Genomic DNA, 16,631 nt, shown 5'->3' on the forward strand with positions numbered 1-16,631 from the left:
TTTTTATATTATACTTACATAAGGTAAGTTATTAACTTTTAAAAAACAAATCTTGAATTAAAGATAAAGAAAAAAAAGGGAGAGAATACAATGACAAAAGTACTATTTATTACAGCAAATCCAAATTCAGCAGAAGGTTCTTTCGGAATGGCAGTAGGGGAAGCTTTCATCGAAGCTTATAAAAACGAACATCCACAAGACGAAGTTGTAACAATTGATTTATTCAACACTACAGTACCAGCAATTGATGCAGATGTATTTGCTGCTTGGGGTAAATTTGCAGCAGGTGAAGGCTTTGAAGCTTTAACTGAAGTTCAACAACAAAAAGTAGCAGCAATGAACACAAACTTAGAAACATTTATGAATGCAGATCGTTATGTATTCGTAACTCCAATGTGGAACTTTAGCTATCCACCAGTAGTAAAAGCATACTTAGATAACGTAGCAATCGCAGGTAAAACATTCAAATATACTGAAAATGGTCCAGTCGGCTTATTAGAAGGTAAAAAAGCACTTCACATTCAAGCAACAGGTGGCGTATATTCTGAAGGAGCATACGCAGCTGTAGACTTCGGTCGTAATCACTTAAAGACTGTATTAGGATTTGTCGGTGTGAATGATACTGAATATATTGCAGTTGAAGGCATGAATGCAAACCCTGAAAAAGCACAAGAAATTAAAGAAGCAGCAATTGCTAATGCTCGTGAATTAGCAAAACGTTTCTAATATAGAATGCTTAAAAAGTCCGAACACTTGCTGTTTGGACTTTTTTTCTTCTTTTTCCTTCGTTTGTCTAGTATAATGAAGGTCGGAATGATAATAGGTGGGGGTTCTGTATGATTCAAACGTTTTTTAAAATCTTTTATTTAATTTTAATCGTAATTGCGATTACACCGAGAATGTGGCGTCTTAAAAGACAAGTAAATACGATGGCGCCAAAAGAAAAAGACAATGCTGTGTATAAAACGACAAATTGGTTTGGTAAGAAAATGGTACGTGTAGCTGGAGGGGCAGTAGAAGTGAAAGGACTTGAAAATGTTCCGAAAGACAAGCCAGTGCTAGTTGTAAGTAATCACCAAAGTAATATGGATATCCCTGTTTTACTAGGTTACTTAAATAAACCAATTGGATTCGTTTCAAAAGCAGAGATTAAAAAGTTCCCAGTTGTACCAACTTGGATGGAACTGATGAATTGTGTATTTATGGATCGTAGCGATCGTCGTCAATCTCTTCAAGCGATTAAAGATGGAATTGAACTATTAAAGAATGGACATTCTATCGTAATTTTCCCTGAAGGAACGAGAAGTAAGGGTGGCGAAGTTGGAGAGTTTAAGGCTGGTAGTTTTCATCTTGCAGTAAAGTCAGGGGTAGCAATTTTACCTGTAACGTTAGATGGTACATATAAGATGTTTGAAGCGAATGGAAATCGTATGAAGCCAGCTCATGCAACAGTAACAATTTCTAAGCCGATTACACCTGAAGATTATGCGAATATGGATATTAAAGAATTAACGAAGCATACACAGGAAGTTATTGCATCACAATTACATAAGTAATAAAAAAGGATTCAGCTTATCGTAAGCTGAATCCTTTTTATTATGCTGTAGGTAAGACATAAAAGAGTACACAGAAGAACATCATCGCACTACCACCTAAAACGAACAGGTGCCATATGGCATGGTTGAAAGGTAGCTTTTCCCAAAGGAAGAATATAGCTCCGACAGAATATAAAATGCCACCTGCTAAAAGTAGTGAAAAACCATGTCCAGTTAGATTTTCATAAAGTGGTTTAATAGCAACGATTATGAGCCATCCCATTATGATATAACATAGCGTTGATGCCTTAATAAAGCGACGTACAAAGAAAATTTTGAAGACGATACCTCCGATTGCTAGTGTCCATATTATAGCAAGCAACGTCCATCCTAATGGGCCACGAAGTGTAATAAGTAGAAAAGGAGTATACGTGCCAGCAATCAATAAGTAAATGGCTGAATGATCTAAAATAGTAAATATTTTTTCTACTTTAGGATGATGAATGCTATGTAGCAATGTTGAAAACAAGTACAGTAAGAACATACTTACACCATAAACAGTAAATGCAACTACGGCTGATGCGGTACCGTGCTTAGAAGCATGAATAATCAATATGATTAAGGCAGGGATGCTTAAAATGGCACCGATACCATGTGTAATTGCATTTGCAATTTCTTCTTTTACAAATTGGGTCATTCGTGTCATTTTTTCAGTCATAATGCAAATCCTTTCTACTATCATAAAATAATATGTCATTTCCCTTACCATATCATACACAAGAGCAATAGAAAATGAAATTTGTATAATTGATTATATTTTTGAATTTTTTTGACAAAAGACAATGGATTTGTTGACGTTTTCAAACTTTTTTGACAAAATAAAATTATGTAATAGTAGGACAAGGAAACTACTAATAAAGGGGATGGGGAAATGTTTTCAAATATTGGCTTTCCAGGGTTAATTTTAATTTTAGTAGCAGTACTCATTTTATTTGGACCTAAAAAATTGCCGGAAATCGGGAAGGCTTTAGGGGAAACGTTAAAAGAGTTTAAAAAATCAACGAAAGAATTGACAGATGACGCATTTCAAGAAAAGGAAAAGAAAGAAAAAATGTAGTGTATTTTCCTTGTAATGGATAAATAAAGTGTGGTGAACGAGATGGAAAATCGGGAAATGAGCGTAGTAGAACATATTGTTGAGCTTCGAAAAAGAGTAATATATACGGTGTTATCCTTTGTATTATTTTTAATTATTGGATTTACTTTTACAAAGGATATTTATTTTTGGCTTGTAAAAGATTTACCAATGAAATTAACTGTTCTCGGTCCAAGTGATGTATTGTGGATTTTTTTCTCGATTGCTACAGTATTTGCTATCGTTTGTACAATTCCTTTTGCTGCTATACAAATTTGGTTATTTGTAAAACCGGGTTTACATCCAAATGAACAAAAGATGACAATAATGTATATACCGGTATTGTCTATATTATTTATTGCAGGTTTATGTTTTGGATACTTTATTGTAATGCCGTTTCTATTTCACTTTTTAACTACGATAGGTAATGAAATGTTTAATACGATGTTTACGACAGAAAAGTATTTTCATTTTGTACTTAATTTAACAGTTCCATTTGCTGTGATTTTTGAATTGCCAGTCGTTGTAATGTTTTTAACTAGTATTGGAATACTTACGGCGGAATTTTTAATAAAAATAAGAAGGTATGCTTACGTAGCATTAATTATCATTGCATCTTGTATATCACCGCCAGACTTTTTATCTCATAGTTTAGTTGCAGTGCCGCTTATTTGTATTTATGAAGTAAGTATTGCGTTATCAAAGGTTGTTAGTAAGAGGAAAAAGAAAAGAGAAGAAATGCAGTCGAAAAGTGCCTCGTTATAAAGGCACTTTTTTATTTATTTGTTATACTATAGCTATAAACGTATACAATATATAGAAGAAAAAAATTATAGAATCTCCAAAATTTAGACAAACTTTGCGCTTTTATAAGCTTATACTAAATGTATTAAACAATTGATGGATAATGAGATTCCCGTCTCAGAGATATTTAGGACGGGAAGGTGAATTAGGTGGAGATGAATAGAGTATAAATCTTCTAGCCATAAGGACTACAGAAATCATATAAGTCTGATTTTACTCCACTTTAAACAACGTGTTACAGCGCAAAGTAGAGGAAGTTCAAAAATCCAATGAAAAAGAGGATTGATATTGTGATTACGAAAAGTTTTTATTTCACTCATTCAACAGGGGATTGCATTAAAATATTCGAAATCCCTGTCCTACAGGCACAGCATCCATTATCGTTTCTAATTCAGTCTCGTCTTCAATTATTTATTGCAAAAATTCAAAAACAAAAACACCCAAGATTTTCGTATTCTTTCCGTGAATATTTACAAAATTGTTTGAAGTGGAATGATTATTTAAATGTATATAAAACAAATACCCTTGAAAAAAATGCATGATACGAAGTACGGACAGGGTTAGTAAACTCTGTCTTTTTCATTTTAGATATGAAAATATAATTAATTTGATGAAATTTCGTTCCAAATTGTTGAAAGCAATGGGAATACTAGTATAATAACAAGGAGAGCGTATTGGAAAGGGAAGAAGTATAGTATGCAAAAAATTAAAATTGTAACAGATTCAACGGCAGATTTATCACAAGACGTAATCGAAAAGTATGACATTCATGTTTTACCATTATCAATCTCTGTAAATGGACAAACATATTTAGATCGCGTTGATTTACAACCTGACGAATTTATTGAAGAAATGATTAAATCAGAGGAATTACCAAAAACATCACAACCAGCTATGGGTACATTTGTAGAAATGTATGACAAGCTAGGGGAAGATGGAAGCGAAGTCCTTTCTATCCATATGACAAGTGGAATGAGCGGTACTGTAGCAACTGCAAATAGCGCTGCATCAATGACTGATACAAAAGTAACAGTTGTTGATTCTCAATTTATTACACATGCTTTAGCATATCAAGTAATTGAAGCTGCAAAAATGGCAAATGACGGACGCTCACTAGAAGAAATTTTAAAACGTGTAGATGAAGTAAGAAAGAATACTCGTTTATATGTAGTAGTGGATACATTAGAAAACTTAGTGAAGGGTGGACGTATCGGTAAAGGAAAAGCGTTTATCGGTTCTCTACTTAATATAAAGCCAATTGCTAGTCTTGAAGACGGTGTTTATAATCCTGTAACGAAAGTTCGTAGCCAAGGCCAAATTGTAAAAACATTAGCTAAGTTATTTGAGCAAGATACGGCTGGAAAAGTCGTAAAAGCTGTTGCAATTCCGCATGCGAAAGCAATTCCTTTAGCTGAAAGTATGAAAGCGGCGGTTGAAAAAGTGAGTGGATTTGCTCAATCAGAAATTTTCTATACAACGCCTATTATTAGTACTCACACAGGTCCGGGCGCAATCGGATTTATGTATTTAGCAGAGTAATAAAAAAGCTACTTGAAAATATATTTCAAGTAGCTTTTTTATGTAAATAGAAAGTAAGAAATAAGAAGAGCCACACAGGCACTACCGCTAATGATATAGCGAGTCTGTAAATATTCATTCATAGAAAACACCCTTTATCCCGCTATTTGCGGACAGTAAAACTCTCTACCTCAAATTTAGCTGGAGCAAAGAGGTTAGGTAGCGGGCTGCCCGTAAAAGCTTGATTGGTGAAGGCAAATAATCAGTGGGGATGAAGAAAAACCACTAATTAAAGTTTCACTATAGGATTTTCTATATTATATGTTGGATATAGAAAATCAGTCATTACGTTACACATGTAAAGTTTCAATTTTTTCGTTTATTTGCTTATTATTTGTTGCGTTACTATAAATAAAAGTTTGACCTAAAAAGAGTACATGCAGTTGTTCCCACGGTAACATGCGCAAATTCCAATTATTTCGAAGTCTAGTTATTGCTTCACGAGGTGTTTCATCGGCGAGTGCAAAAGCTCCGTAATGCATTGGTATAAAATGCGTAGCGTTTAAATCTAAATAAGCTTGCACGGCCTCTTCAGGTGAAACATGAGATACTTTCATAAACCATTCTGGTTCATAAGCGCCAATGGGCATAAGAGCAATATCAATTAAAAAGCGTTCACCAATTTCTTTGAAACCTTGGAAATAGCCACTGTCACCACAAAAATATATGGTTTCCATAGTCGTTTCATTATCAATAATCCATCCACCCCAGTGAGACGTATTCATATCAAATAAGAATCTTCTCGTCCAGTGCTGAGCAGGTACGAAGTGAAAAGAAACTTCGTTAATTATCGTACTTTCCCACCATTTATACTCTTCTACATGTTTAAATTTCTTACGAGTAAATAATTTTTTTAATCCAATAGGTACAAGATATAGAACATCATCATTCAACTGACGAAGAGTTGAAAAATCTAAATGATCATAATGACCATGTGAAATAAGGACAATATCAATTTTAGGTAGTGCTTCTATAGAGAGTCCAGGTTCTGTAAGTCTTGGAACTAGCTTTAATTTATTAGCCCATACTGGATCTGTTAATATATTAAGTCCATTCGTTTGGATAAGAAAAGTGGAATGCCCAATCCATGTGATAGTCGTTTTTTCAACATTACTTTGCAAAAATGCACTTTGTTTAACGGGTGATTGTTCTACTAAGAAAGAAAAATCTTTTTTGTTTTGCTTTCGTTCTTTACGCCAGCGTAAAAAAGAGCGAATTGATTTTTTTGTACTAACATTATCCATATTTTCATAGCGCTTTGCCATGAACATCACCTCATTTAAAATCGTTGTATTTGTATTGTACCGAAATGTTGTTAAGGAATACAGTGTAAAACATGGATTAATGTTTAAGGAATTGTTAAAAAATAGGGAGAGGTATTTACAAAAGTAACAATAAAATTAGTTTTATCACTTTTATTTATAGAAATAATAGTAAAAAAATATATTTTGTCTAGTAATTCGCTTGAAATAAAGAAGTAACATACGTAAATTCGTACGATTTCGTGAACAAATGTAGTAAACAATTTTCTCGTAGTGTTAACTTTTGTTATTATAAACATAACCTATTTAAATTTAGGATAGAGAAAAGAGGTTTATAAATGAAGCGTTATCAAAAAATAATTGGTCTTATGGTTGTATTTTGTCTCTTTGTACTTGCTGGATGTAGTGAATCAGGTTCAAAGCTTCGTAAACCATTAAATTGGGATTTAGAAACCTTCCAATTTACAAATCAAGATGGAAAGAAATTTGGTACAAAAGATTTAAAAGGGAAAGTTTGGGTTGCAGATTTTATGTTCACAAATTGTCAGACAGTTTGTCCACCAATGACTGCAAATATGGCCAAGCTTCAAAAGATGGCAAAAGAAGAGAAATTAGACGTTCAGTTTGTTTCATTTAGTGTAGATCCAGACCTTGATAAGCCAGAAAATCTGAAAGCTTTTATTCAAAAGTTTACAGAGGATACTAGTAACTGGAATTTATTAACGGGGTATTCGTTAGAAGATATTACAAAGTTTTCAAAAGATAATTTCCAATCACTTGTAGATAAGCCGGAGAACGGTCAGGTCATGCATGGTACATCATTTTATTTAATTGATCAAAACGGAAAAGTAATGAAAAAGTATAGTGGCATTAGTAATACGCCATACGAAGACATTATACGTGATATGAAGCGATTAGTGGGTTGAAAATAAGGGTGCATAGCACCCTTATTTTTTTGCATTAGTCTATCGATAAAATGTCATGTTGCTGGGGAAGTTTCGGCGCCCGAATTTCTAATACGCCGTTTTGATAAGAAGCTTTTGCCGCTTTTTTATTAATTGAATACGGCAATTTAATCAATCTTGATGCTTCTGAAATGGAACGTTCTCGGCGATAATAGTTATGGGATGTTTGTTCTTCTTCCTCTTCAAGTATCTCTTCTTTTACAGAGACTTTTAAGTATTCACTTTGTATTTCAATTTGGATTTGTTCTTTTTGTATACCTGGTAGTTCAGCTGTAACAACGAGTTCTTCACCAACTTCATATAAATCTACAGGGAATGTTAATAAACGGTTTCCTTTTTGGAAAAAATGATTTAAATCAGCGATTACATTGCGAAGAGGTGTTTGCTCGAAGAAATCATCAATTTGCTTTAAGTAATTACGAACCGGTGGGCGAGAAGAATCTTTTTTTTCTTCACTCATGGTATTCCCTCCTAGAAATCAATTTGCAATATCATATGACAAAAGCGGAGAAAGGTGAGTGCCTAGTTTTCATGTTTTCATAAAAAATTGTTAAAAATGTGAAATGGAGTGATTTTTTTATAGTTTTTGGTCGCCATATTCAGTTGATTATGCTAGTATAAATAGGGTTGATATAGTAGTATAGAGACAGAATGAAAACTGAAAGAGGGTAAGAAGTATGTGTGGTTTTGTAGGATGTTTATGTGAAAACCCTAGAGAGTTTTCAGAAACAGAAAAACATCAATTTGAAAATATGAACACGATGATTTTCCACCGTGGTCCAGATGACGAAGGATATTTTCGTGATGAACATGTACAATTTGGCTTCCGCCGTTTAAGCATCATTGACTTAGAGGCAGGACATCAGCCGCTAACTTATGAAAATGATCGATATGTAATTATTTTTAATGGTGAAATTTACAACTATGTAGAATTACGTGAAATGTTACTTGAAAAAGGTGCAACGTTTGCAACGCAATCTGATACAGAAGTTATCATTGCATTGTATGCACATATGAAAGAAAAATGTGTAGATTACCTTCGTGGTATGTTTGCATTTATGATTTGGGATCGTGAAGAAAAGAAACTTTTCGGTGCACGTGATCACTTCGGTATTAAACCTTTATACATCGCACAACAAGGTGATACTACATTCTTCGCATCTGAGAAGAAAAGTATTATGCATGTGATGGAAGATAAAGGCGTTAATCCAACGTCACTACAACATTACTTTACGTACCAATATGGTCCAGAGCCAGAAACTTTAACAATTGATGTTAATAAAATCGAGCCTGGTCATTATTTCGTAAAAGAAATCGGTAAAGAGATGGAAATCCATCGCTACTGGAAACCTTATTTCAACGCTTCAAGTGCAACGAAAGAGGAGCATATCCAAGCAATTCGTGATGTGTTATATGATTCAGTAAAAGTGCATATGCGTAGTGATGTACCAGTAGGTTCATTCTTATCTGGTGGTATCGATTCATCTATCATCGCTTCTATCGCAAGAGAAATGAATCCAAATCTTTTAACATTCTCTGTTGGTTTTGAGCAACGTGGTTTCAGTGAAGTTGATGTTGCGAAAGAAACTGCTGAGAAATTAGGCGTTAAAAACCATAATGTATTCATTTCAGCGAAAGAATTTATGGATGAGTTCCCAAAAATCATTTGGCATATGGATGATCCTTTAGCTGATCCAGCAGCTGTACCATTGTACTTCGTTGCGAAAGAAGCACGTAAACATGTAACAGTTGTTCTTTCTGGTGAAGGCGCAGACGAGCTATTTGGTGGTTATAACATTTACCGTGAGCCAAACTCACTAAAAATGTTCTCTTACATCCCTAGTCCAGGTAAGAGCGTTCTAAAAGCATTAAGTGGTGCTCTTAAAGAAGGATTTAAAGGTAAGAGCTTCCTAGAGCGTGGATGTACACCAATTGAAGAGCGTTACTATGGAAATGCTAAAATCTTCCGTGAAGAAGAAAAAGCTGAATTAATGAAGTATTACAATGAAAGTGTTAACTATATGGATATCACGAAACCATTGTATAACGAGATTAAAGATTATGATGATGTAAGTAAAATGCAGTACATTGACATGTTCACATGGTTACGCGGTGACATTTTATTAAAAGCTGATAAAATGACAATGGCAAACTCATTAGAACTTCGTGTACCGTTCTTAGATAAAGAAGTATTCGATGTTGCATCTAAAATTCCAACTGAATTTAAGATTGCTAACGGAACTACGAAAGCTATTTTACGTGAAGCAGCACGCGGAATCGTTCCAGATCACGTATTAGATCGTAAAAAACTTGGATTCCCTGTACCAATTCGTCACTGGTTAAAAGACGAAATGCATGATTGGGCTATAAATATTATAAACGAAAGTAAGACAGAGCATTTAATCGACAAACAGTATGTATTAAACTTACTGGAAGCACATTGTGCAGATAAAGGCGATTATAGCCGTAAAATTTGGACTGTACTTGCGTTTATGGTATGGCACCAAATTTATGTTGAGCATAAATACGATACGAATAAGTTCCATGAAGAAACAAAACGTGCGTATAGCTTAGTTTAATTAGAAAAACCTTAAGATCGCATACGGTCTTAAGGTTTTTTTCATAAATAGGAAGTATTATTGATACAATAATAGTAAAAGGATGGACAACATATGATTACGTTTGAGAAAGTTACTGTAGAAAATGAAAGCGTTGTTAAAGAAATGTTTAAATCGCATAGTTTAGGTGAGAAAAAGGTACAGTACTGTGTGAAAGTTGATGATACATATATTGGTGTAATAGATTATAGTGTACAAGAGGAACGGGCTGTTTTATCACAGCTAATTATTCATTTTGATTACCAAGGTTACGGTTATGGTACAAATACGTATTTTATATTTGAAGAAATGATGAAACAAAGAAATGTGAAAGAAATAAAAGTGCTACAAGAGAAATTAACAGAAAAGGCGAAGTCTTTCATAGAGAGTTTTGGTTTTACTTCAGAAGATGAAGAGTATGTAAAGAAAATATAACGATGATTATTTATGCGATACAATAAATATAAGGCAGGTGGATGTATGACGATGACTTCTGGTCTTGTATTAATTGGAGGGTGCTTTATAGTAGCAGAATTATGTCATATAATCATTCGGAAAAGAATGATTAAGAAAAAAAAGCCGTATGAATTACAATACGTCCCTGTCTTTTTCATTATGTTTTGCATGCTTAGTACATTACAAAATCTAATAAACTTTCCACCACTTGTAAATGTTTTTTTAAAGTTCGGTTTACTTTATAGTGGTGTTGGAATAGCACTTTTATTTATTTTATTTTGCATACGTTATGTTCACTATCAATCGTATATATTTATTTTAAATTGGTTAAAGCAAGATGATAGAAACCGCCTTACATAAGGCGGTTTTTTTATTTGCAATTGTAACAGAATTTGTACATTTCACATAAAATAGGACGAGTAGAAATGCAAACATATTACAAGAAAGGGGCGAGGCAATAAAATGAAACTTGTTATAGACGCGGGGCACGGTGGATATGATTCTGGTGCTGTTGGTAATGGTTTAGTAGAAAAAAACTTAACACTTCAAATTGCTAGACGCGTTCGAGACATTTTAACGGTAAATTATCCAATTACAATTAAAATGACACGTGATAGTGATGTGTTTATTTCTTTATCTGAACGTGCTAATATTGCTAATGCTTTCAGTGCGGATTATTTTATTTCATTTCATATTAATAGCGGCGGGGGTACAGGTTTTGAAAGTTATATTTATAATGCGTTATCCAATAGCAGCACTGCATATGCAAAGCAACAAAAAATGCATACAGCTGTCAATCCTGTATTAACAAAATATGGTCTTCGTGATCGAGGAGCAAAAAAAGAAAATTATGCGGTATTAAGAGAAACCGCAATGGATGCAATTTTAACTGAGACTGCTTTTATTGATACAGCTTTTGATGCAAATTTATTAAAAAATCCACAATTTATTGAAGATCTAAGTCAAGCGTATGCAAATGGAATAGCAGCTATTTTTGGAGTAACTCCAAATCCACAACCTCCTAACCCACAACCGACACCTCAAACGAAGGGAATCGCTTATGTTCTTGGGAAAAATGTAAATTTAAGAAATGGTCCATCAACTTCTTCCTCAGTTATTCGTCAATTAAATTCTCCAGAATCTTACGTTGTATATCAAGAAAGTAATGGATGGCTAGATTTGGGGAATGGACAATGGGTGTATAATGATCCTTCTTACATTAATTTTGTAAAGACAAGCAATAGTGATGGAAGCCCGATTGGGGTTGCATATATACAAGGGATGAATGTAAATTTAAGAAGTGGTCCATCAACTACATCTGCAGTTATCCGCCAATTAAATTCTCCAGAATCTTATTTAGTATATATAAATGAAAATGGTTGGTTAAACCTTTGGGGAAATCAGTGGGTATATAATGACTCAGCGTATATTAAGTATACTCAATATTAGGAATTAAAATGATAGTGCAATATGGATGCGTATCCTTGTTATGTATAACAAGGGTACGCATTTTAATAACAACATTTTTTTTCATACTTATGCACTATGTTTTAAAAAGAAACATTAGAAAAGCGGATAGAATCTAAATAGTATATATTAAAAAAGTTTTCTGATATACATTGACAATGTATGTAAGATACATTAATCTTTAAATGTTAATGATAATCGATTTCATCTAGGGAGGACATATGATACATACTAAAAAACTAATTATGTTCTGCATTATGATACTCATGGTTGTAATTGCAGGATGTAGTAAAGAAGAGAAAAAAGAAAATAATATATCAGCGAAAGAAAAAGATTCATATACGGTAAAGCATGCAATGGGTGAAACGACAGTAAATGGTACACCTAAAAAAGTTGTTGTTTTAACAAATGAAGGCGCAGAGGCTCTCCTAGCTGTGGGCGTAACGCCAGTGGGGACTACGAAACCACGTGCTGGTGATGAATGGTATCCTCATTTAGCGAAAGAGTTAAAAAACACGGAAGTTGTAGGAACTGAACGTGATATTAATTTAGAAGCTGTAATGAAGCTTAAGCCAGATTTAATTATTGGAAATAAAATGCGTCATGAAAAAATATATGATCAGCTAAAAGAAATCGCACCAACTGTTTATGCAGAAACATTACGCGGTGATTGGAAAGAAAACTTTACACTTTATACAAAAGCTGTAAATAAAGAAAAAGAAGGGCAAAAAGCTCTTGATGATTATAAAAACCGCATTGAAGGAATGAAAGAGAAGTTAGGCGATAAATTGAATTCTAAAGTTTCTATTATTCGTTTCGTGCCAGGTGATGTTCGTATTTATCAAAAAAACTCATTCTCGGGCGTTGTTTTAAATGATATTGGATTTAAACGACCACCATTACAAGATAAAGATGATTTTGCGATAAAAGGAATTACAAAAGAGCAGATTCCAAATATGGACGGAGACTACTTATTCTATTTCACGTCTGATAAAGATGCAGATAAGAATAATGAAGGAATTTCGTTAGCGAAGGAATGGACAGAAGATCCACTCTTTAAGCAACTACAGGCTTCTAAAAATAATAAAGTATTCCAAGTAGATGAGGTAATTTGGAATACAGCAGGCGGTATTAAAGCTGCGAACCTTATGTTAGATGATATTGAAAAATATTTCCTTAAATAAATGATAAAATACATCACTTTTACGAAGTGATGTATTTTTAGTTTGTAAAAATACAGAAAATTCCTTCTTTCAGGGTGTCATAAGTTGTACAATAAAATCAATCATGTGATAAAGGAGTGGGGAAGAATGAAAGCTATTCATAAAGATTGGATCTTGTTTAATGGGAGAATGATTAATACGAAAGAAGAACAGCCGATGGTAGCATTAGAAGAGCGAGGCTTCCAATTTGGTGATGGGATTTATGAAGTATTTAGACTATACGATGGCAAGCCTCATTTATTAGATTTACATTTAGAACGATTCTTTAACTCTATGGCAGAAATAAAACTAATTCCACCATTTACGAAGGAAGAATTAGTAGAAGAGTTATATCAAATGATTGAAAAAAATCAATTTCAAGAAGATGGGAATGTATATTTACAAATATCAAGAGGTGCACAACCGCGCAATCATGTATATGAATCAGATTTACAACCGACATATTTTGCAAATCTTGTTTCGTTCCCAAGACCAGTTGCTTCAATGGAGGCAGGGATTAAGGTGACAGTAGAAGAGGACATCAGGTGGAAGTTTTGCCATATAAAATCTTTAAATTTGCTTCCTAATATCATGATCAAAAACAAAATAAATGAACAAGGGTATCAAGAAGCAATATTAGTACGAGATGGTATTGTGACTGAAGGGTGTCATTCCAATTTCTTTATCGTGAAGAATAATAAGTTGATTACACATCCAGCGGATCATTTCATTTTACATGGTATTACACGTCACTATGTAATTACATTAGCGAAAGAGTTACATATCGATGTAGAGGAACGAGAGTTTTCATTACAAGAAGTATATGACGCTGAGGAGTGCTTCTTTACAGCGACGCCACTTGAAATATTCCCAGTCGTTCAAATTGGTGATGAACAGTTCGGGGCTGGTGAAAGAGGACCAATTACGAAAAAACTACAAGCTGCATACGAAGAGAGTATTCGTTTGTTTAAATTGACAAATTAATCATGAAGAAAAAAGCTGGTATTCTTCCGGCTTTTTTTCATGATATAATTCAAGCATAGGACAATTTTTGAAAACGCTGTAAAAAGGGGATTTAATATATGAATTATGAAGATTTTAAAGAAGTAATTCACGGAAGACGAAGTGTTAGAAAGTTTACAGATCAAGAAGTATCTACTAATGATATAAAAGAAATAATTGATTGTGCTCGTTACGCACCAAGTGATACGAATTCACAAACGTGGGAATTCTTAGTTATCATGAATCGAGAGAAGATTAAAGAAATTGAACAAATGACATGGGATGCATTACATAAACTTGCGGCAAAAGCAGCAGAAAATGGAGAAGAGAAAGCAGGGAAATTACTTACACGTTCTTTCGGACCATATGCAACAGCTTTCTCGGAGGCACCAGTATTAATCGTATGTTTGGCAACACCATATGAATCAAAGTTCCGTGAAAAGATATTTGATCCAATTGCTTTTGTTCCAGATTCAGTTTGGGAAGAAGAAGGCATTAAGAGTAGCTGTTTAGCGGCACAAAACTTAATGCTAGCTGCACATGCAAAGGGACTTGGTACTTGTCCAATGACAGGGCCAGTATTGCTAGCTCAAGATGAACTGCGCCAATATTTACAAATTGAGCCTGAAAAACAAATAAATATGGTTATTTCACTCGGATTTCCGAAAGATAAACCGAAGAAACTTCCAAGAAAAGAAGTAGATGAGATTACAACGTTTGTTTTTTAATTGCTGTATAGAAAAGACATTGAATTAACAATGTCTTTTTATTTTTGAGGGTATGTAATTCATATGTTGGGCTAAAATGATAGATAAGAGGGAATTACTATTTATTTCATAAAAAAAATTAATGTTCTATTAAGGAAAGTATGATACATTAATCGTGAGCAGGATTCTATTTGTTCATGAAAGTGTTGAATGTAGTCTCAAAATTTAAAAGTTATTTTTGTATAATAAATTATAATGAAGTTACAGGGGGGATGAATTTTGAAAAAATTCATAATCACTGGATTGTCTGTATTGTTATTAGTTGGTTGCGGTGCTCCACAGGAAAAAGAGGACGCGCAATCAAAACAGGAAGAACAAGTTGTAAACGCAAGTGATGAGAATATGGTTGTATTTCCTGAAGGAGCAATGTCAATTGGAGAAGGGAAAGTAAAAGTTATTACTCCAGATGGTACTTCTGAAAACGGCAATATACCGACTGTATTCATCAAAAAGGATACGTTAATTCAGCAAGTTGAATTAGAACTTTCTAATTTTCAAAGTGATAAAGAAACATTCGTATTTGTAGATCAAATGTATACAGATAAACATCAAGTAACTAGTACAACGCAGACAACAGTGCAGTTAAAAGAAAAAACGCTGGAAACAGGTAGTCATACAATTACTGCAGTTCAGTATGAAAACAATGATCCGAAAGGAAAGGTTATTAGTTTTAATCAAGCAACATTTGAGACAAAACCTGCGTCTTAATAAGAATAAAAAGTACATTACTCAAAAAGTAGTGTGCTTTTTTGTTTGGACTAGAGTGTGCAAGAGTGAATAACTTATTTCATTTTCTAATACGATTAAATAGGAAGTAATCACTTGTTACTACTATGACAGAGAAAGAGGTTGAATACGTGAATCGGTGTATTCGTATCATTTTGATTAGCCTAATGATGGCAGTAATTTGGTTTACGATACAAGAGTTTATGCAAATAACGCTCAATTATCAAATTCATGACTTGTTAATAGGAGCTATTTGTTTTACCATTGTTTATCTATTATATGATAAACTCGGACTAAGGTAAGTTTCAGAAGAAAAATGTAGGTATTTCATTTGAAATGTCGAATAGTACATACGATGTCGTAATAACAAATTTTCTATTGTTTACTGTGAAACAGAAGAAGGAGAGATAGTGGTTATGAAACGAGCTCTTATTAATATTGATTATACATATGATTTTGTAGCGGAAAAGGGTGCTTTAACTTGCGGGAAACCAGGACAGGAAATTGAGAAGGAAATTGTACATATAACGAAGCAATATATTGAAAATGGAGATTACGTTGTCTTTGCTATTGATAAACATGAAGAAAATGATGTATATCATCCAGAATCAAAGTTATTCCCACCTCATAATATAGCTGGTACAAGTGGAAGAGATTTGTTTGGTGAATTACAAGATGTGTACGAAACATATAAAAATGCAGAGAATGTATATTATATGGACAAAACGCGATACAGTGCGTTTGCTGGAACGGATTTAGAGATGAAGCTAAGAGAAAGAGGAATAGAAGAAGTTCATCTTGTAGGTGTTTGTACTGATATTTGTGTTCTTCATACAGCAGTAGATGCTTATAATAAAGGGTTTAAAATTGTTGTTTATGAAAAGGCGGTTGCATCTTTTAATGCACAAGGGCATGAATATGCACTTGGACATTTTAAGTCATGCCTACATGCAGAAGTGAAGTGAAAAAAGAGGCCTTTAAAAAAGGTCTCTTTTATTTGTCCATGTTCATTGAAAACAGCTACAGCAACTCCTGCTAGATTGAGTGGTCTTGATCCGACAACTTTTCTAAGTTCTTCAATATATCCTATTGTATGTAACCTCCGTAAGAAAAAATAAGAGCAAATAAACTATTC

General features: G+C 33.6%; 20 protein-coding genes and 1 pseudogene. 17 read left to right on the forward strand and 4 right to left on the reverse strand.

From position 1 onward, the window contains the following. The first annotated feature begins 90 nt into the window (after positions 1-90). Together ACS2QP_RS05445 and ACS2QP_RS05450 are read left to right on the forward strand one after the other, a co-directional pair. Positions 91-726, forward strand: coding sequence for an FMN-dependent NADH-azoreductase (locus tag ACS2QP_RS05445; protein ID WP_000170025.1), 636 nt, complete (start codon positions 91-93; stop codon positions 724-726). Between the two features lie 110 nt (positions 727-836). Continuing rightward, entirely contained in the window at positions 837-1,556 is a 720-nt protein-coding gene (locus ACS2QP_RS05450) for a lysophospholipid acyltransferase family protein (RefSeq protein WP_000616577.1), read from the forward strand. A 40-nt stretch (positions 1,557-1,596) separates the two neighbouring features. On the opposite strand, the gene trhA is transcribed toward ACS2QP_RS05450, so the two are convergent. After that, positions 1,597-2,253: a PAQR family membrane homeostasis protein TrhA gene (gene trhA / locus ACS2QP_RS05455; RefSeq protein WP_000136889.1), complete on the reverse strand. Its 657-nt coding sequence runs from the start codon at positions 2,251-2,253 to the stop codon at positions 1,597-1,599. Positions 2,254-2,466: 213 nt separating this feature from the next. Here trhA and ACS2QP_RS05460 point away from each other — a divergent pair, with 213 nt between their 5' ends. The 4 genes from ACS2QP_RS05460 (at position 2,467) to ACS2QP_RS05475 (ending at position 5,013) form a co-directional block, all read left to right on the forward strand. After that, positions 2,467-2,652, forward strand: a complete 186-nt coding sequence (locus tag ACS2QP_RS05460) for a twin-arginine translocase TatA/TatE family subunit (protein WP_000492443.1) — start codon at positions 2,467-2,469, stop codon at positions 2,650-2,652. A gap of 42 nt (positions 2,653-2,694) precedes the next feature. Beyond that, positions 2,695-3,435, forward strand: a complete 741-nt coding sequence (gene tatC, locus ACS2QP_RS05465; protein WP_000431523.1) for a twin-arginine translocase subunit TatC — start codon at positions 2,695-2,697, stop codon at positions 3,433-3,435. 329 nt (positions 3,436-3,764) lie between these two features. Continuing rightward, a complete protein-coding gene (locus tag ACS2QP_RS05470; protein ID WP_000629012.1) occupies positions 3,765-4,016 on the forward strand; it encodes a DUF2535 family protein in 252 nt (83 codons plus the stop codon). Positions 4,017-4,170: 154 nt separating this feature from the next. Then, on the forward strand, positions 4,171-5,013 hold the full coding sequence (locus ACS2QP_RS05475) for a DegV family protein (protein WP_001169470.1): 843 nt from the start codon (positions 4,171-4,173) through the stop codon (positions 5,011-5,013). A 329-nt stretch (positions 5,014-5,342) separates the two neighbouring features. Here the strand turns inward: ACS2QP_RS05475 and ACS2QP_RS05480 are convergent, their stop codons facing one another. After that, a complete protein-coding gene (locus tag ACS2QP_RS05480) occupies positions 5,343-6,317 on the reverse strand; it encodes an MBL fold metallo-hydrolase (protein ID WP_001129630.1) in 975 nt (324 codons plus the stop codon). A 335-nt stretch (positions 6,318-6,652) separates the two neighbouring features. On the opposite strand from ACS2QP_RS05480, the gene ACS2QP_RS05485 reads away from it, so the two are divergent. Continuing rightward, a complete protein-coding gene (locus tag ACS2QP_RS05485) occupies positions 6,653-7,240 on the forward strand; it encodes an SCO family protein (protein WP_000833331.1) in 588 nt (195 codons plus the stop codon). 34 nt (positions 7,241-7,274) lie between these two features. On the opposite strand, the gene ACS2QP_RS05490 is transcribed toward ACS2QP_RS05485, so the two are convergent. Next, on the reverse strand, positions 7,275-7,739 hold the full coding sequence (locus tag ACS2QP_RS05490; protein ID WP_001288085.1) for an Hsp20/alpha crystallin family protein: 465 nt from the start codon (positions 7,737-7,739) through the stop codon (positions 7,275-7,277). A gap of 217 nt (positions 7,740-7,956) precedes the next feature. Here ACS2QP_RS05490 and asnB point away from each other — a divergent pair, with 217 nt between their 5' ends. From asnB to ACS2QP_RS05540, 10 genes are all read left to right on the forward strand, one after another. Next, on the forward strand, positions 7,957-9,858 hold the full coding sequence (asnB, locus tag ACS2QP_RS05495; RefSeq protein WP_000333816.1) for an asparagine synthase (glutamine-hydrolyzing): 1,902 nt from the start codon (positions 7,957-7,959) through the stop codon (positions 9,856-9,858). A gap of 93 nt (positions 9,859-9,951) precedes the next feature. Next, positions 9,952-10,311: a GNAT family N-acetyltransferase gene (locus ACS2QP_RS05500; RefSeq protein ID WP_438882196.1), complete on the forward strand. Its 360-nt coding sequence runs from the start codon at positions 9,952-9,954 to the stop codon at positions 10,309-10,311. 51 nt (positions 10,312-10,362) lie between these two features. Beyond that, positions 10,363-10,692, forward strand: coding sequence for a hypothetical protein (locus ACS2QP_RS05505; protein WP_000200455.1), 330 nt, complete (start codon positions 10,363-10,365; stop codon positions 10,690-10,692). A gap of 102 nt (positions 10,693-10,794) precedes the next feature. Further along, positions 10,795-11,781: an N-acetylmuramoyl-L-alanine amidase gene (locus tag ACS2QP_RS05510; protein ID WP_438882197.1), complete on the forward strand. Its 987-nt coding sequence runs from the start codon at positions 10,795-10,797 to the stop codon at positions 11,779-11,781. Positions 11,782-12,020: 239 nt separating this feature from the next. After that, positions 12,021-12,983, forward strand: coding sequence for an ABC transporter substrate-binding protein (locus ACS2QP_RS05515; protein ID WP_438882198.1), 963 nt, complete (start codon positions 12,021-12,023; stop codon positions 12,981-12,983). Between the two features lie 126 nt (positions 12,984-13,109). After that, positions 13,110-13,985: a D-amino-acid transaminase gene (gene dat / locus ACS2QP_RS05520; protein ID WP_438882199.1), complete on the forward strand. Its 876-nt coding sequence runs from the start codon at positions 13,110-13,112 to the stop codon at positions 13,983-13,985. 98 nt (positions 13,986-14,083) lie between these two features. After that, complete coding sequence (locus ACS2QP_RS05525; protein WP_001105284.1) at positions 14,084-14,731, forward strand: nitroreductase family protein; 648 nt, start codon at positions 14,084-14,086, stop codon at positions 14,729-14,731. 258 nt (positions 14,732-14,989) lie between these two features. Next, complete coding sequence (locus tag ACS2QP_RS05530) at positions 14,990-15,478, forward strand: hypothetical protein (protein ID WP_000713496.1); 489 nt, start codon at positions 14,990-14,992, stop codon at positions 15,476-15,478. Positions 15,479-15,603: 125 nt separating this feature from the next. Next, positions 15,604-15,798 (forward strand): hypothetical protein, encoded by a 195-nt coding sequence (locus tag ACS2QP_RS05535; RefSeq protein WP_017674122.1) that lies wholly within the window; start codon positions 15,604-15,606, stop codon positions 15,796-15,798. 114 nt (positions 15,799-15,912) lie between these two features. After that, positions 15,913-16,461, forward strand: a complete 549-nt coding sequence (locus tag ACS2QP_RS05540; protein ID WP_000816763.1) for a cysteine hydrolase family protein — start codon at positions 15,913-15,915, stop codon at positions 16,459-16,461. Positions 16,462-16,490: 29 nt separating this feature from the next. On the opposite strand, the pseudogene ACS2QP_RS05545 reads toward ACS2QP_RS05540, so the two are convergent. Next, a pseudogene (locus ACS2QP_RS05545) lies at positions 16,491-16,586 on the reverse strand (DNA mismatch repair protein MutT); the annotation flags it as partial. Positions 16,587-16,631: the final 45 nt, after the last annotated feature.

The organism is Bacillus cereus group sp. Bce019 (genome assembly GCF_051781745.1).
GTDB lineage: Bacteria > Bacillota > Bacilli > Bacillales > Bacillaceae_G > Bacillus_A > Bacillus_A cereus.

Excerpts from the sequence above, each read along its gene's own strand:
- ACS2QP_RS05445 (WP_000170025.1), top strand. The coding sequence starts at position 91 with ATGACAAAAGTACTATTTATTACAGCAAATCCAAATTCAGCAGAAGGT.
- ACS2QP_RS05450 (WP_000616577.1), top strand. The coding sequence starts at position 837 with ATGATTCAAACGTTTTTTAAAATCTTTTATTTAATTTTAATCGTAATT.
- trhA (WP_000136889.1), bottom strand. The coding sequence starts at position 2,253 with ATGACTGAAAAAATGACACGAATGACCCAATTTGTAAAAGAAGAAATT.
- ACS2QP_RS05460 (WP_000492443.1), top strand. The coding sequence starts at position 2,467 with ATGTTTTCAAATATTGGCTTTCCAGGGTTAATTTTAATTTTAGTAGCA.
- tatC (WP_000431523.1), top strand. The coding sequence starts at position 2,695 with ATGGAAAATCGGGAAATGAGCGTAGTAGAACATATTGTTGAGCTTCGA.
- ACS2QP_RS05475 (WP_001169470.1), top strand. The coding sequence starts at position 4,171 with ATGCAAAAAATTAAAATTGTAACAGATTCAACGGCAGATTTATCACAA.
- ACS2QP_RS05480 (WP_001129630.1), bottom strand. The coding sequence starts at position 6,317 with ATGGCAAAGCGCTATGAAAATATGGATAATGTTAGTACAAAAAAATCA.
- ACS2QP_RS05485 (WP_000833331.1), top strand. The coding sequence starts at position 6,653 with ATGAAGCGTTATCAAAAAATAATTGGTCTTATGGTTGTATTTTGTCTC.
- ACS2QP_RS05490 (WP_001288085.1), bottom strand. The coding sequence starts at position 7,739 with ATGAGTGAAGAAAAAAAAGATTCTTCTCGCCCACCGGTTCGTAATTAC.
- asnB (WP_000333816.1), top strand. The coding sequence starts at position 7,957 with ATGTGTGGTTTTGTAGGATGTTTATGTGAAAACCCTAGAGAGTTTTCA.
- ACS2QP_RS05500 (WP_438882196.1), top strand. The coding sequence starts at position 9,952 with ATGATTACGTTTGAGAAAGTTACTGTAGAAAATGAAAGCGTTGTTAAA.
- ACS2QP_RS05505 (WP_000200455.1), top strand. The coding sequence starts at position 10,363 with ATGACTTCTGGTCTTGTATTAATTGGAGGGTGCTTTATAGTAGCAGAA.
- ACS2QP_RS05510 (WP_438882197.1), top strand. The coding sequence starts at position 10,795 with ATGAAACTTGTTATAGACGCGGGGCACGGTGGATATGATTCTGGTGCT.
- ACS2QP_RS05515 (WP_438882198.1), top strand. The coding sequence starts at position 12,021 with ATGATACATACTAAAAAACTAATTATGTTCTGCATTATGATACTCATG.
- dat (WP_438882199.1), top strand. The coding sequence starts at position 13,110 with ATGAAAGCTATTCATAAAGATTGGATCTTGTTTAATGGGAGAATGATT.
- ACS2QP_RS05525 (WP_001105284.1), top strand. The coding sequence starts at position 14,084 with ATGAATTATGAAGATTTTAAAGAAGTAATTCACGGAAGACGAAGTGTT.
- ACS2QP_RS05535 (WP_017674122.1), top strand. The coding sequence starts at position 15,604 with ATGACAGAGAAAGAGGTTGAATACGTGAATCGGTGTATTCGTATCATT.
- ACS2QP_RS05540 (WP_000816763.1), top strand. The coding sequence starts at position 15,913 with ATGAAACGAGCTCTTATTAATATTGATTATACATATGATTTTGTAGCG.